Source organism: Chelativorans sp., from assembly GCF_031180965.1.
Taxonomy (GTDB): Bacteria; Pseudomonadota; Alphaproteobacteria; order Rhizobiales; family Rhizobiaceae; genus Chelativorans.
Map to the genome: position 1 here is coordinate 52,980 of NZ_JAPSLH010000016.1, position 13,763 is coordinate 66,742.

The 13,763-nt window shown below is 65.6% G+C and carries 15 protein-coding genes; 13 read left to right on the plus strand and 2 right to left on the minus strand.

Annotated elements, in window-relative coordinates; translation table 11 throughout:
• The first annotated feature begins 44 nt into the window (after positions 1-44).
• Positions 45-476, plus strand: coding sequence for a 4-oxalocrotonate tautomerase family protein (locus RIN79_RS13430; protein WP_309085174.1), 432 nt, complete (start codon positions 45-47; stop codon positions 474-476).
• Positions 477-606: 130 nt separating this feature from the next.
• On the opposite strand, the gene RIN79_RS13435 is transcribed toward RIN79_RS13430, so the two are convergent.
• On the minus strand, positions 607-1,728 hold the full coding sequence (locus RIN79_RS13435) for a 5-methyltetrahydropteroyltriglutamate--homocysteine S-methyltransferase (protein WP_309085175.1): 1,122 nt from the start codon (positions 1,726-1,728) through the stop codon (positions 607-609).
• Positions 1,729-1,902: 174 nt separating this feature from the next.
• Here RIN79_RS13435 and RIN79_RS13440 point away from each other — a divergent pair, with 174 nt between their 5' ends.
• The 12 genes from RIN79_RS13440 (at position 1,903) to RIN79_RS13495 (ending at position 13,176) form a co-directional block, all read left to right on the plus strand.
• Positions 1,903-3,057: a fumarylacetoacetate hydrolase family protein gene (locus RIN79_RS13440; RefSeq protein WP_309085176.1), complete on the plus strand. Its 1,155-nt coding sequence runs from the start codon at positions 1,903-1,905 to the stop codon at positions 3,055-3,057.
• Between the two features lie 108 nt (positions 3,058-3,165).
• A complete protein-coding gene (locus RIN79_RS13445) occupies positions 3,166-4,107 on the plus strand; it encodes a DUF4892 domain-containing protein (RefSeq protein WP_309085177.1) in 942 nt (313 codons plus the stop codon).
• A gap of 277 nt (positions 4,108-4,384) precedes the next feature.
• The gene (locus RIN79_RS13450; RefSeq protein WP_309085178.1) at positions 4,385-5,134 is read left to right on the plus strand and encodes a TIGR04290 family methyltransferase; all 750 of its coding nucleotides are present in this window, start codon (positions 4,385-4,387) and stop codon (positions 5,132-5,134) included.
• A gap of 88 nt (positions 5,135-5,222) precedes the next feature.
• The gene (locus RIN79_RS13455; protein WP_309085179.1) at positions 5,223-6,158 is read left to right on the plus strand and encodes a GNAT family N-acetyltransferase; all 936 of its coding nucleotides are present in this window, start codon (positions 5,223-5,225) and stop codon (positions 6,156-6,158) included.
• A complete protein-coding gene (locus RIN79_RS13460; RefSeq protein WP_309085180.1) occupies positions 6,155-6,295 on the plus strand; it encodes a hypothetical protein in 141 nt (46 codons plus the stop codon). The genes RIN79_RS13455 and RIN79_RS13460 overlap by 4 nt, the downstream gene beginning before the upstream one ends.
• Positions 6,296-6,591: 296 nt before the next feature.
• Entirely contained in the window at positions 6,592-7,695 is a 1,104-nt protein-coding gene (locus tag RIN79_RS13465; RefSeq protein WP_309085181.1) for an inositol-3-phosphate synthase, read from the plus strand.
• Between the two features lie 5 nt (positions 7,696-7,700).
• On the plus strand, positions 7,701-8,312 hold the full coding sequence (locus tag RIN79_RS13470) for a histidine phosphatase family protein (RefSeq protein WP_309085182.1): 612 nt from the start codon (positions 7,701-7,703) through the stop codon (positions 8,310-8,312).
• Entirely contained in the window at positions 8,309-9,406 is a 1,098-nt protein-coding gene (locus RIN79_RS13475) for a glycosyltransferase (RefSeq protein ID WP_309085183.1), read from the plus strand. The genes RIN79_RS13470 and RIN79_RS13475 overlap by 4 nt, the downstream gene beginning before the upstream one ends.
• A gap of 13 nt (positions 9,407-9,419) precedes the next feature.
• Positions 9,420-10,265, plus strand: a complete 846-nt coding sequence (locus tag RIN79_RS13480; protein ID WP_309085184.1) for a nucleotidyltransferase family protein — start codon at positions 9,420-9,422, stop codon at positions 10,263-10,265.
• A gap of 3 nt (positions 10,266-10,268) precedes the next feature.
• Positions 10,269-11,186, plus strand: coding sequence for a beta-xylosidase (locus RIN79_RS13485; RefSeq protein ID WP_309085185.1), 918 nt, complete (start codon positions 10,269-10,271; stop codon positions 11,184-11,186).
• Entirely contained in the window at positions 11,183-12,049 is an 867-nt protein-coding gene (locus RIN79_RS13490; RefSeq protein WP_309085186.1) for a PIG-L family deacetylase, read from the plus strand. Before RIN79_RS13485 ends, RIN79_RS13490 begins: the two co-directional genes overlap by 4 nt.
• Positions 12,040-13,176, plus strand: a complete 1,137-nt coding sequence (locus RIN79_RS13495) for a glycosyltransferase family 4 protein (RefSeq protein WP_309085187.1) — start codon at positions 12,040-12,042, stop codon at positions 13,174-13,176. The genes RIN79_RS13490 and RIN79_RS13495 overlap by 10 nt, the downstream gene beginning before the upstream one ends.
• Here the strand turns inward: RIN79_RS13495 and ureG are convergent.
• A complete protein-coding gene (gene ureG / locus RIN79_RS13500) occupies positions 13,133-13,762 on the minus strand; it encodes an urease accessory protein UreG (RefSeq protein ID WP_309085188.1) in 630 nt (209 codons plus the stop codon). The two genes, RIN79_RS13495 and ureG, sit on opposite strands and share 44 nt — an antisense overlap.
• Between the last annotated feature and the right edge of the window lies 1 nt (position 13,763).

The following is a 13,763-nucleotide window of genomic DNA, read 5'->3' on the forward strand; positions in this document are numbered from 1 at the left end:
TCGGGGGTAGCCTCCGGCTCATCATTCACCCGATGGAGCACACAATGCCCTTGATCACCGTTCAATACGCCACCCCGCAGCCCGCTCGGGCGAAGGCCGAAGCCATCGCCAAGGCAGTCAACCAGCTTTCCGCGGAGGTCCTGCGCAAGGACCCGAACGTGACCGCGATCATTACGGAGGAGGTTAAACCTAGCCACTGGTTCGTCGCCGACCGGACGCTGGCGCAGCACGGTCTGGCGAGCTTCTGGATCGACATCCGCATAGTCGAGGGGACCAACACACGCGAGGAGAAGGCGGCGTTCGTGGCGGCCGCCTTCGCCAGGATGCAAGAGCTGCTCGGTCCGCTTCACGGCGAAAGCTATGTCCATGTGAACGAGGTGCGCGGCGACGCCTACGGCTATGGCGGCGTCACCCAGAACGAGCGCTACATAGCGGGCAGGCTGAAGGCGTTGGGGAAGGCGGCGCTCGAGGGGTAGGGAGCGCTTTGCCTAAAAGGGCAGCATGGAGAGCGCGCAACCCTCTCGCGGTTCTTCGCCTGCCGGTGCCCGCAGGCGAAGCGGGGGGCACGACAGAGCGCCACCTAACGCGCTTTGCTTCAGCGCCGCGTCACACCTCGCCCCAGATCGCCTCGGCGGTCTTGATCACCAGTTCCAGCTTCCGCTTCTGGTCATCCTCGGTGATCTTGTTGCCCTCCTCGGTGGAGGCGAAGCCGCATTGCGGGGCGATGCCCAGCTGGTCGAGATCGGCATATTTGCCCGCGGCCTCGAATTTCCGCTTGAGGTCGTCGAGCGATTCCAGGTCCGGCACCTTGGTGGTGATGAAGCCCGGCAGAACGCGCTTCTTGCCCTTGGGCAACAGGCGCAGCGGCTCGAGCCCGCCGGCCCGCTCCGTGTCATACTCCATGAAGTAGATGTCGACGTCGATCTTGTTGAAGATCGCATCGGCCGCGGGGTCGTAGGCGCCCTCCGCCACCCAGGCGGACTTGAAGTTGCCGCGACACATATGCATGCCGATCACCAGGTCGTCGGGCCGGTCCTTGATGGATTCCTGCATCATCCATGCGTATTTCTCGATCAGCCAGTCCGGATCGAGGCCCTCGGCGCGCTTGTGCTCGCGGATCTTCGGATCGCAGAGATAGGCGAAGAAGATGTCGTCCATCTGCAGGTAGCGGCAGCCCGCCTCGTAGAACTTGCGCACGGCCTTGGCATAAGTGCGGGCAAGGTCGGCGAAGAGCACTTCCAGGTCCTGGTATTCCTTCGGGTGGATGTCGGCGGCCGCGGTGCGGAAATGGCAGCAGCTCGGGCCCGGAATGGAGATCTTCGGCATGACCCTCGTCACCGATGCGAGGTACCGGAAATGGTCCAGCATCGGGTGATCATCCGGAAAATCCAGGCGGCCGGTGATCGTCGGGACGACCGGGCGCAGGGTGACGCCCTTGAACTGGACGCCCTTCTCGGGCTCGCGCTCGACGAGCTCGAAGCCGTCCAGCGCGCCCATGAAGTCATAGTGCCAGAAGGAACGGCGCAGCTCGCCGTCGGTGACGACGTTGAACCCGATATTCTGCTGCATCTTCACGATGTCCGTGACGGCGGCATCCTCGACCTCTTTGAGCTCTTCCGCCGAGATCGACTTGTCCTCGTAGAACTTCTTGCGCGCCTCCTTGACCGGAACGGGCCGCAGCAGGGAGCCGACATGGTCGGCGCGGAAAGGCGGGGTGGGTGTCGTCATGGTGTCCTCGATCTAGGCTGAGGGGCGGACGAGTCCGCAGGAATGCTTTCCTGTTTAAACCGTTTGGCGGCTGGTGCAAGGATTCCGGCGGGCGATTTGCGCAGGCGGCGGGTCTTTCCCTCGCGTCCCAAGGGCGCTACTCGTCAGCTTTCGGGATTGGTTCGGGAGGCGGCGATGATTCTTGATTCCGTTGAGGCCAAGCGCGGGCATTTCGTCGGCCGGGTCTGGCGCCCGGACGTGCGGGGGCCAGCCCTGGTCGCGATGCGCGACGGCCGCCTCTTCGACATCACGTCGCGCCAGACGCCCACCATGCGCGATCTTCTGGAGCAGGACGATCCCGTTTCCGTGGCCGACAGTGCCGCCGGCGAGGATCTCGGATCACTGGAGGAGATCGCGGCCAATTCCACGGAAGGGGCCGCGGGTGATCGCGTGCATCTTCTCGCCCCATGCGACCTGCAGGCGGTGAAGGCCTGCGGGGTCACCTTCGCGCGTTCCATGATCGAGCGGGTCATCGAGGAGAAGGCGGCGGGCGACGCAGCCAAAGCGGCGGCGGTTCGCGAGCGCGTGGGCGCCATCATCGGCGAGAGCCTGCGCAACCTGGTGCCGGGCTCGCCGGAGGCGGCCAATGTCAAGCAGGCGCTGATCGAGGAGGGCGTCTGGTCGCAATATCTCGAGGTCGGCATCGGCCCGGATGCGGAAGTGTTCACCAAGAGCCAGCCCATGTCGGCGGTGGGCTGGGGCGCTGCTGTGGGCCTCCACCCAGTCTCGCAGTGGAACAATCCGGAGCCGGAGGTGGTGCTCGCCGTCGACAGCCGCGGGCGCGTCAAGGGCGCCACCCTCGGAAACGACGTCAATCTTCGGGACGTGGAGGGCCGATCGGCGCTGCTCCTCGGCAAGGCCAAGGACAACAACGCCTCCTGCGCCATCGGCCCCTTCATCCGCCTGTTCGACGACAGCTATGGCATGGACGATGTCCGCAATGCCGAGCTCCAGCTGCTGGTGGAAGGGGAGGACGCGTTCGTGCTCAGGGGGAGCAGCTCGATGCGGGAGATCAGCCGCGATCCGCTCGACCTCGTGGCGCAGACCCTCGGCCGGCACCACCAGTATCCGGACGGCTTCGTCCTTTTCCTCGGCACGCTCTTCGCCCCCATTGAGGATCGGGACGCACCCGGGCAGGGCTTTACGCACAAGACGGGCGACATCGTCAGCATCTCCAACGACAGGCTGGGCGTGCTGAAGAACACCGTGCGCCTTTCCACCGAGTGCCCCGAATGGTCGTTCGGCACCGCCGCCCTGATGCGCAACCTCGCCGCGCGAGGCCTCCTCTAGGCCTGTCTGCCGGGCAGCTTGGCAAGGCGGCGGGGATGCGGCATGGTTCAGGGTGACAGGCGCGTCCATGCAACGCGTCGCGCCGGTGTTGGAGCGGGAGGGGCTTTGATGCTTTCGCGGGTTTTCACGGTGGCCACGCTGGTGGCGGGCTTGGCGGCGGGCCTATGTTGCCCGGCTTGGGCGCAAGACCTTGAGGGCAGTGCCGACCACCCGCTCATCCCCCGCTATGAGGGCTCGGAAATCGTCGGCTACGAAGCGGAAGCCTTCACCGATTACGAGTTCCGCACCGGCAAGGAGGCGAGCACCGGTACCACGATTCTCGAGGGCAAGCTGGCGCGGATCACCTATCGCGGGCCGGCCGATCGCTCCGTGCTGGAGGTTTTCCGCAACTATGAGAATGCGCTTGCGGAAGCCGGGTTCGAGACGCTGTTTTCCTGCGCGAAGGCCGAGTGCGGAGACGTGCCGCGCACCATCGAAAGCGGGCCGCGCTACATGCTCCTCTGGGGGGAGGGCGATCACCGCTATCTGGCAGCCAAGCTCGCCCGCCCCGAAGGCGACGTCTATGCCGCCGTCTATGTGACGAGGAACGGCAGCGGCGGTCCTGCGAAGGGCCGGGCGATGGTGCAGCTCGACGTGGTGGAAGTCGCGGCCATGGAACAGAAGATGGTCGTGGTGGAGGCGGATGCCATGCGCGACGACCTCGCCCGTGGCGGGCGTGTTGCGCTGCACGGCATCCAGTTCGATTTCGACAAGGACACGCTGCGCCCCGATTCCGCGCCGCAGATCCTCGAAATCGCCAAGCTGCTTCAGGAGAACCCCACACTGTCGGTCCTGCTGGTCGGGCACACGGACATGCAGGGCGGTCTCGACTACAATATGGACCTTTCCCGTCGCCGCGCCGCGCGCGTGGTCCAGACGTTGGTCCAGGAGCACGGCATCGCCGAAGCGCGCCTGCAGGCGCTCGGCGTCGGACCGGCAGCACCGCTCGCCAGCAATGATAATGACGAGGGCCGCGCGCTCAACCGCCGGGTCGAGGTCGTCAAGAAGTAGGCCGGCCCGCGCGCCGGCGCAATCACGGGGCAATCTTTTGTAAGCTGCCGCGCGGTTTGCCGGCTGCCGACTAACCTTTCCTTTGCGGAACATTCCTCCTGCTGATGCGTTTCCCGCGCACTTCTTCGGCAGGAGGTTGGCCGGGTTTTTCGTGTGAGAGCCGAAGTGGACCGGCGAAGCAGACAGCGGCGCCGGAGCCATTGCGGGCGCCCTTAACCGCGCCCGATCCGCTCGAGCAAGGAGGCGAGATGTTCAGGAACGAGGAAAGCGGGACCCGATGAACACGAATTTCCAGAATGATGTGGCCCGGCGCATCGCCGAGCTTGGTCCCTGGTTCCAGAACATGACGATCGGCGGCATCCAGACTGCGCCTGAGCATTTCCTGGGCGACTATCCCAACTGCAAATGGCGCAACTTCTCCCACGTCATCCCTGACGACCTGGAAGGGCGCTCGGTGCTCGATATCGGCTGCAATGCCGGCTTCTACACGATCGAGATGAAGCGGCGGAACGCCGGCCGCGTGCTCGGGATCGACAGCGATCCGCATTACCTGCGCCAGGCCGAATTCGCCGCCGAGCAGGCAGGCGTGGATATCGAGTTCCGGCAGATGTCGGTCTACGAACTCGGCCGGCTCGGCGAGAAATTCGATCTCGTCATCTTCATGGGCGTGCTCTACCATTTGCGTTATCCGCTGCTGGCGCTCGACCTCATTTACGAGCATGTGGCGAAGGACCAGATGCTCTTCCAATGCCTGCAGCGCGGCTCGAACAAGCTGGCCGAACTCGATCCTGACTATCCCTTCGCCGAGTGGGATGTGTTCGACAGGCCGGAATTCCCGAAACTCCACTTCATCGAACACCGCTATACGGGCGATCCGACCAACTGGTTCTTCCCCAACCGCGCCGCGGTGGAGGCGATGCTGCGCAACAGCGGCTTCGTCATAGAGGAGCACCCGGAGCGCGAGGTGTATCTCTGCCGCAAGGGCGAGCGTGGCTTTGCCGTCGACCCGCCGCCGCTGATCGGCTGATTTTCGGCAGCAACAGAACAAATCCTTGCCAGGCGTGTTGGGGCGCCGTTGCCGGGACGGGGGTTCCGGCCTTCCCGGCGATCTGTGGATGCAAATCGAGATATTGAACGAAGCGGAATCCCTTGAGGAGGAGTGGTGGGCCCTATGGCGCCGCGACCCCTGCGCCACGCCATTCCAGAGCCCCGCCTGGCTTCTGCCCTGGCGGCGCCACTTCAATGACGGCGAGAGCGTCGTCCTGGCGCTGCGGCAGGACGGGCAGCTCGTCGGCCTCATACCCCTGATGCGGCTTGACGGCCGGCTGCTCCTCTGGGGCGCTGGCACTTCGGATTGGCTCGGCGGCCTGTTCGATCCGGATATTGAGCCGGACGCGATCGCATCCGCCCTTTTGCAGATCGAGGAGCCTGTGGATCTGTTCCAGCTGCCGGAAAACTCGCCGTTGCTGCGCTCGCCCGCCCCGGAGGGCTGGGACGACCGGCGCGGGCTGTCCGAGAGCTGCGCGATCCTTTCCCTGCCGGCCCAGCTCAGCCCGAATATGCGGCAGAACCTGCGCTACTATTCCCGACGCGCCGCCCGCAGCGGAGTGAGCGAGCCGGCGGAGCTCGGATCCGACTATGTGAAATGCCTCGCCGACCTGCATACGCGGCGCTGGCAGAACCGGCAGGAGCCGGGCGTGTTCGCTGACCCGCGCCTTCTGGCGTGGCAGCAGGAGGCCGCCGTGCTGCTCGAGCAGGCCGGTTTGCTTCGCCTCTATTCCCTGCGCAGGGCCGGGCATATCGTGGCTGCAATATGCGTGCTCTGGGGCAAGGAGCGCGCCTTCTACTATATCGGCGGCTTCGACCCAGAGCATGCCAATCTTGGCCTCGGCACGGTGCTCGTCGGCCACGCGATCGCAGAAGCCGAGCACGGGAACCTGACGAATTTCGATTTCCTGCGCGGGCGGGAAGAATACAAATATCGCTGGGGCGCCGCGGACAGCCCGACCCACGCGCGTTACCTGGCCCCAGGCGCGCAGAGAGCGGCGTGAGAAGGGAGCTCGGCATCCGCTGGACCATCGGCGATGTATCGCAGCGCGGCTTCGAGGCCCTTCGCCTCTCCATCTGGGGCCCCCGCCTGGCCTATCAGCCGCATCTAGGCCATGCGGTGCCCATCACGCCCGGCTGAATTCGCGGCGTCTCCCTTGGCCTCTCTTACGACCGGCCGGCGAGGGACTGCATTGCCGAGCACTGAAACTGCGCCGTGCCGAATTCTACCGCCGCGTCGCCCTGAAAGTGTCCGAGGCAGCCTGAAGTCCGCGGCGGTGTAGCCCCGGTCCCCGCGGGTATCTGGCCAGGCGAGCACCTGCGAAGCGGGAACCAAATCGCGCCATGCCTGTTTCCCTCCGGTTGGAGGGAGTTCGGCTGCGATCTTGCCCGCGGAGCCGCATGGGCGCTTCCTCCTGGAGACATGGAGACGAGACTATGCATGGTGCTCAAGTGCGCGTGGGTATTGTCGGCGTCGGCAACTGCGCGTCCTCCTTCGTGCAAGGGCTGGCCTATTACCGCGGCTTGCGCTCCAACAATCCCATTCCCGGGATCATGAATGCCGATATCGGCGGTTATCTCATCGACGACGTCGTCATCAGCTCCGCCTTCGACGTGAATGCCTCCAAGGTCGGGCGCGACGTGGCGGAGGCGGTCTTCGCTCGTCCCAACAACACGATCAAATTCGCCGAGGTGGAGCGCACGGGCGTCACCGTCTCGCGCGGCCCGACGCTTGACGGCATCGGCAAGTATCTGCGCGAGGAGGTGGAGGAATCCGACGAGGCGGAAGTCGATGTCGCAGAGGTGCTGAGCCAGACCAGGACGGATGTGCTCGTCTCCTATCTTCCGGTCGGCTCCGAGCAGGCCGCCGTCTTCTATGCCGAGGAGGCGCTGAAGGCCGGCTGCGCCTTCGTCAACTGCATGCCCGTCTTCATCGCTTCGCGGCCGGAATGGCGCAAAAGGTTCGAGGAGCGCGGCCTGCCGATCATCGGCGACGACATCAAGAGCCAGTTCGGTGCCACCATCGTGCACCGGGTGCTCACAAACCTCTTCCGCGAGCGCGGCGTGCAGCTCGACCGCACCTATCAGCTCAATTTCGGCGGCAATACCGATTTCCAGAACATGCTGGAGCGCGAGCGGCTGGAATCAAAGAAGATTTCCAAGACCCAGGCTGTCACCAGCCAGCTCGGGGTTCCCATGGAGCCGGAAAACATCCATGTGGGCCCGAGCGATCACGTGCCGTGGCTGACCGACCGGAAGTGGGCCTATATCCGCATGGAAGGAACCACCTTCGGCGGCGTCCCGATCAATTGCGAGCTGAAGCTGGAAGTCTGGGACTCGCCCAACAGCGCCGGCATCGTCATCGACGCGGTGCGCTGCGCCAAGCTCGCCATGGACCGCGGCGAGAGCGGCGCCCTTATCGGCCCGTCCAGCTATTTCATGAAGTCGCCGCCGCAGCAATTCACCGACGCGGAAGCCCGGTTGCGCACGCTTCAGTTCATTTCCGGCGAGGACGAACTTCCCTCCGGCCTCAAGCAGTGAAAACCGTGTTCCACCTCCTGCGCCATGCCTCGCATGGCCACGTCGGCAGGGTGTTGACGGGGCGCCTTCCGGGCGCGCCGCTGACAGGTGAAGGCCGCGAGGAAGCGCTCGCCCTCGGCAGGCACATGGCAGGTGAGAAGCTCGACGCCATCTATGCAAGCCCCCGGCTGCGCGCGCAGCAGACAGCCGAGATCATCGCCCGCGAGACGCGCGTTGAGAGCAGGACCGCGGAGGAGCTGGACGAGATCGATTTCGGCGGCTGGTCCGGCAGGAGCTTCGACGATCTCGCCGCCGATCCGGCCTGGCGGATCTGGAACGAGGAGCGCGGCAGCGCGGCCACGCCCGCAGGCGACACGATGGAACGCGCCGCCGCCCGCATCACCGGCTTCATGGAGCGGCTTTGCCGCGAGCGCGCGGGCCAGCATCTTGCGCTGGTCAGCCACTGCGATGTCATCAAGGCGGCCCTCTGCCGCTATCTCGACCTCCCCTTCCAGAGCGTGCACGGGTTCGAGATCGCTCCCGCATCGATCACGACGCTGGCCATCGGCAAGGGCGGCGCAACGCTGATCGCGCAGAACGTCCGTCCCGCGCAGCTTCCCGTGGGAGCACTGGCATGAAGCTGGTGATCTTCGGCCTCAGCATCAGCTCCTCCTGGGGCAACGGCCATGCCACGCTCTGGCGCGGCCTCGTGCGCGCGCTCGGCCGGCGCGGCTGGACGGTGGTCTTCTTCGAGCGCGACCTTCCCTACTATGCCGGCGCGCGCGACCTATACGAGATCGAGAATGGTGAGCTGATTCTCTACAGCGATTGGGAGGATGCGCTGCCCGCCGCCCGCCGTCACCTGGCCGATGCGGATGTCGCGCTCGTCTCTTCGTATTGCCCCGATGGGGTCGCCGCCTCCGATCTCGTCCTTGCCGCGCCGCGCCCTGTCCGCCTCTTTTACGATCTCGATACGCCGGTGACGCTGTCCGTCCTCGAGCGCGGCGAGAGCACCAGCTATATCGGGCCGCGCGGCCTCACCGACTTCGACCTGGTGCTTAGCTATACGGGCGGCGAGGCGCTTGACGAATTGAAATCGCGGCTCGGAGCCCGCATCGTCGCCCCGCTCTACGGCCATGTCGATCCGTGCGTGCACCGGCCGACGACGCCGGTTGAACACTATGCGGCCGACCTTTCCTATATCGGCACCTATGCCGAGGATCGGCAGGCAGGCGTTTCCGCCTTCCTGCTGGAGCCGGCGCACAGGCGTCCCAATCTGCGCTTCGTCATTGCCGGGGCGCAGTATCCGCAGGATTTTCCATGGGCGGAGAATGTCTTCTTCGTCCGCCATCTGCCGCCTGAGGAACATCCGGCCTTCTATTCCTCCTCACGGCTAACGCTCAATGTCACGCGCCGGGCCATGGCCAAGATGGGCTGGTGCCCGTCCGGCCGGCTGTTCGAGGCGGCGGCCTGCGCCGTTCCCATTATTTCCGACTGGTGGCAGGGGCTCGACGCCTTCTTCGAACCGGGACGCGAGATCCTGGTCGCGCTCGAATCGGAAGATGTCACCGCCGCTCTCGACCTTGGCGACGCGGAACTCCGTCGCATCGCGGAAGCAGCGCGCGAGCGGGTGCTCTCCAGCCACACGTCCGAACATCGCGCCATCGAGTTCGAAGCTATTCTCGACGATCTGAAATCCGCCGCCGCCGGCGAGCCCGCGCTGCAGGCATGAAGGAGGTGCTCCGATGTGGGGAATCATTCCGGCCGCAGGCTGCGGAAGCCGAATCCAGCCGCTGGCCTTCTCGAAGGAGCTTCTGCCCGTCGGCAGCCGTCTGACGGACGGGGCCGAGCGGCCCTGCGCCGTCAGCGAATATCTGTGCGAGCGCATGATCGCGGGCGGAGCGGACAAGCTCTGCTTCGTCATCGCGCCCGGCAAGTCCGACATCCTTGAATATTACGGCGGCAGCTATGGCAGCGCCTCCATCGCCTATGTCGTGCAGCCGGAGCCGAGCGGGCTGTGCGATGCGATCTTCCGCGTGGCGCCGCTGATCGCACCGGACGAGCATCTGCTGGTCGGCCTGCCCGACACGATCTGGATGCCGGCCGACGGGTACCAGGCACTGCCCGACGGGGTGCTCTCCTTCCTGCTCTTCCCGGTGGAAAACCCGTCCGCATTCGACGCGGTCGAGACGGATGAGGACGGAAATGTCCGGGAAATCCAGGTGAAGCAGCAGAACGCCTCGACCAACTGGATCTGGGGCGGGTTCAAGATGTCCGGCCGCATCCTGCACGAGCTTCTGGCGCTCTGGCTCGAGCGCGGCCGCACGGACGAATATATGGGCACGTTGGTCAATGCCTATCTGGCCAAGGGTGGCAGGGCGGAGGGCATCCGCGCCGGCCGCGCCTATGTGGATGTCGGCACGCTCGAAGGCTACCGCGCCGCCAATGACCTGCTGCGGCACAGCGCCGTCGAGCAAGGCGCGCCGGTGCCCGGCGCCCATGTCACCGCCGGTGCGCCGGCGGGGCGCCAGTTGCTTGCGCATCGTCGCGAGCTTGTCATGTCTTTCAAGCAAGTTGAACGAGGGGTCTGACTGATGATCGAAGCCGCGATGATCTGGAACGAGCCGAACAACAAGTCCCATTGGGACCCGGAGATCGATCCCGATTGGAGCCTCTTCGCCCAAATGGCCATCGGCGCGGCCGACGCGATTCACAGCGTCAACCCCAATGTCGTTCGCGTGCTGGGCGGCATGTCGCCCATCGATCCGCTCTTCGTGCAGAACCTCCAGGGCAAGGGCGTGCTGGATCACGTCGACGCGATTGCCGTCCACGGCTTTCCGCTCGATTGGAACCTGTGGCAGATCCACGAATGGCCGCAGAAGCTCGCCGAAATCCAGGCCGTCACGCATCTGCCCGTCTGGGTGAGCGAAGTGGGTATCTCCACCTTCGGCGCCGAGGAGGTTCAGGTCTGGGGCCTGCAGCGGACTTTCGAGCTGCTCAAGGGCCGGGCGCCGCGCGTCCAATGGTACAGTCTTTTCGACCTGCCGCAGGCCTGGGGCGCCACCACGCGCCACAAGGAGGCGGAAGGCTCCTCCTATTACCGGCACTTCTATATGGGGCTGATCCGCGAGGACGGAACGCCGAAGCCGTCCTTGGAGAAGTTCGGCGAATGCACGCCGGAATTCGGCCTTTGCCAATGGTTCCACTTCGAGGATCCGCGTCTCGACGAGGCTGTCACCTGGATGAAGCGGCTGGGCGTGAAATATCTGCGCACCGGCCTCTCCTGGGCCGACAGCTTCCGCCCGAACGCGCTCGACTGGTTCGACCGGCAGATGGAGGCGCTGGCCGATTTCGACGTGACGGTCACTTTCTGCTTCACGCCGGAGCATCGCGGCATCGCTCCTCACCATACCAGCGCGCCGCTCAATCCGCAGGAATTCGCGGATTTCTGCGCATCCATGATCGAGCGCTATGCCGGCCGTGCCGACACGCAGATCCGGGGTGCCGCATGACAGCGATGCTCAGCCTGGCCGAGCTCGAGCTCCTCTCGCCGGCGGAATCCTTGCTGGAGCTGATCTGCTCGCCCGAAGGTGGGGTGCTCGACTGCCGTGACGTGCTCGTGGTGGTCGCCCATCCCGACGACGAGACGATCGCCATCGGCGGGCAGCTCACCCGCATGCAAGGCGTTCGCCTGTTGCATGTGACCGACGGCGCGCCCGTGAACATGGCGGACGCGGAAGCGCAGGGCTTTTCGAGGCGCGAGGACTATGCCGCCGCGCGCCGCCGCGAGCTCGAGGCCGCAGTCGCGGTGGCGGGGCTCGGCCCTGAGGCGCTCCTTTCCTTCGATGTTCCCGACCAGTCCACAGCCTTCCGGCTCTCAGAGCTTTCCCGGCGGCTCGCCGATCTCCTTCAGGAGACAGAAGTCGGAACCGTGATCACTCACGCTTATGAAGGCGGTCATCCGGATCACGACGCTACCGCCTTCATAGCCCGCGCGGCGTGCCACCTCTTGGGCCAGCGCAATCTCCCAGCGCCGGCGGTCTATGAATTCCCGCTCTACCATATGCGGCACGGCGAATGGGTATTTCAGGAGTTTGCGCCGGGCCACGAACTCGAATTCGCGATCGCGCTGGACGAGGAGGCGGCGGAGATGAAGCGGCGGATGCTCGCCGCCCACGTCACCCAGCAGCGGACGCTCGGCACCTTCCGGCTGAAGGCGGAACGGTTCAGGCCCGCCATGCCCTGCGATTTCCACCAGCTGCCCAACGAAGGGGAAGTGCTTTACGGCCAGTTCGACTGGGGGCTGCGTCCCTCCGACTGGCCCGCCCTGGTCGACAAGGCATGCCGGGAGCTGGGCCTGCCCAAATGGCTCTAGCGGTCCTCAGCGTCGCCTATCCATTCGCGCCGGTAGGCCCGGATGCGGTCGGCGGCGCGGAGCAGGTGCTCTCGGCGCTGGATGAGGCGCTGGTGCGCCACGGCCACAGATCGCTGGTCATCGCCTGCGAGGGATCGAAGCCGGCCGGCGAGCTTGTGCCGCTTCCCGTGCCGGCCGGGCCCATCGATGAAGCGGTCCGGCACCAGGTCTGGGCGGAGCTGGGCCGGCTGATCGCCGCGGTGGCTGCGAGGGAGCATGTCGATCTCGTGCATCTGCACGGCATCGACTTTCACGCCTATTTGCCGGAAAGGGTTCCTACCCTTGCCACGCTGCACCTGCCCCTCGACTGGTATCCCGACTGGATCTTCCAGCGCCGCCCGAATCTCTGGCTCCACTGCGTTTCGCAGGCCCAGCATCGCACGGCCCCGGCGGGCGCCGCCCTGCTGCCGCCGATCGAGAATGGCGTCCCACGGAAGCTCTTCGAGACGCGCCAGCGCAAGCGCGGCCATGCGCTTGTGCTGAGCCGCATCTGCCCCGAAAAAGGCATCCATCTTGCGCTTGAGGCGAGCCGGGTGGCCGACGTGCCGCTCCTCATCGGCGGCAAGGTTTTTCCCTACGAGGCGCACGAGCGCTATTTCCGCGACGAGGTGACGCCGCTCCTCGATACTCGCAGGCGGTTCCTGGGACCGCTCGGCTTCAACCGCAAGCGCCGCCTGCTCGCATCCGCTCGCTGCGTGGTCATACCGAGCCTGGTGGCCGAGACCAGTTCGCTCACCGCGATGGAGGCGCTCGCCTGCGGCACCCCCGTGGTGGCCTTTGCCAATGGAGCCCTGCCCGAGGTGGTCGAGAATGGGCGGACGGGCTTCATCGTGAAGGATGTTTCGGAAATGGCCAAGGCGATCGCCGCCGCGTCCACGCTCGATCCAGCGGTTTGCCGGGCGGCAGCGCGCGAGCGATTTTCGCCGGAACGGATGGAGCGGCGCTACCTGGATCTTTACGCGAAGCTCGCCGATGCGGCGCCGACGCGGCGGGGCAGCAAGGGTGCATCTGTCCCTGGCGCCAGCGATGTTTCGGGGCTCGGCCTCAAGCCTGGGCAGGAACCGCCAATCCGCCCATCTTCTCGATGAAGGCGGCGATTTCGTCGACGCCCTTTCGCCGAGAAAGGTCCGTCATCACATAGGGCCGCCCTTCGCGGACCCGTTCCGTGTCCGCGCGCATCACATCGAGGTCGGCGCCGACATGGGGGGCGAGGTCGGTCTTGTTGATGATGAGCAGGTCCGACCGCGTGATCGCCGGGCCGCCCTTGCGGGGTATTTTCTCGCCCTGGCAAACCGAGATCACATACAGCGTCAGATCGGCCAGATCGGGCGAGAAGGTCGCCGCCAGATTGTCCCCGCCGCTTTCGATGAGGATCACATCGAGATCGGGGAAGCGGCGGTTGAGATCGGCGATGGCCGCCAGATTGAGCGAGGCATCCTCCCGGATGGCCGTGTGCGGGCAGCCGCCCGTCTCCACGCCAACAATGCGGTCTTCCGAGATCGCCTGCAGGCGCGCGAGGATCAGCGCGTCCTCCTTGGTGTAGATGTCGTTGGTGACGACCGCCATGGAATAGCGATCGCGCATGGATTTTAGCAGGACCTCGCAGAGCGTCGTCTTGCCGGAGCCCACCGGGCCGCCTATGCCGATCCTTAACGGGCCGTGCCGGGACCTCATG

Bases quoted from the DNA above. Each gene is read 5' to 3' on its own strand.
- RIN79_RS13430 (WP_309085174.1), top strand. From the start codon at position 45: ATGCCCTTGATCACCGTTCAATACGCCACCCCGCAGCCCGCTCGGGCG.
- RIN79_RS13435 (WP_309085175.1), bottom strand. From the start codon at position 1,728: ATGACGACACCCACCCCGCCTTTCCGCGCCGACCATGTCGGCTCCCTG.
- RIN79_RS13440 (WP_309085176.1), top strand. From the start codon at position 1,903: ATGATTCTTGATTCCGTTGAGGCCAAGCGCGGGCATTTCGTCGGCCGG.
- RIN79_RS13445 (WP_309085177.1), top strand. From the start codon at position 3,166: ATGCTTTCGCGGGTTTTCACGGTGGCCACGCTGGTGGCGGGCTTGGCG.
- RIN79_RS13450 (WP_309085178.1), top strand. From the start codon at position 4,385: ATGAACACGAATTTCCAGAATGATGTGGCCCGGCGCATCGCCGAGCTT.
- RIN79_RS13455 (WP_309085179.1), top strand. From the start codon at position 5,223: ATGCAAATCGAGATATTGAACGAAGCGGAATCCCTTGAGGAGGAGTGG.
- RIN79_RS13465 (WP_309085181.1), top strand. From the start codon at position 6,592: ATGCATGGTGCTCAAGTGCGCGTGGGTATTGTCGGCGTCGGCAACTGC.
- RIN79_RS13475 (WP_309085183.1), top strand. From the start codon at position 8,309: ATGAAGCTGGTGATCTTCGGCCTCAGCATCAGCTCCTCCTGGGGCAAC.
- RIN79_RS13480 (WP_309085184.1), top strand. From the start codon at position 9,420: ATGTGGGGAATCATTCCGGCCGCAGGCTGCGGAAGCCGAATCCAGCCG.
- RIN79_RS13485 (WP_309085185.1), top strand. From the start codon at position 10,269: ATGATCGAAGCCGCGATGATCTGGAACGAGCCGAACAACAAGTCCCAT.
- RIN79_RS13490 (WP_309085186.1), top strand. From the start codon at position 11,183: ATGACAGCGATGCTCAGCCTGGCCGAGCTCGAGCTCCTCTCGCCGGCG.
- RIN79_RS13495 (WP_309085187.1), top strand. From the start codon at position 12,040: ATGGCTCTAGCGGTCCTCAGCGTCGCCTATCCATTCGCGCCGGTAGGC.
- ureG (WP_309085188.1), bottom strand. From the start codon at position 13,762: ATGAGGTCCCGGCACGGCCCGTTAAGGATCGGCATAGGCGGCCCGGTG.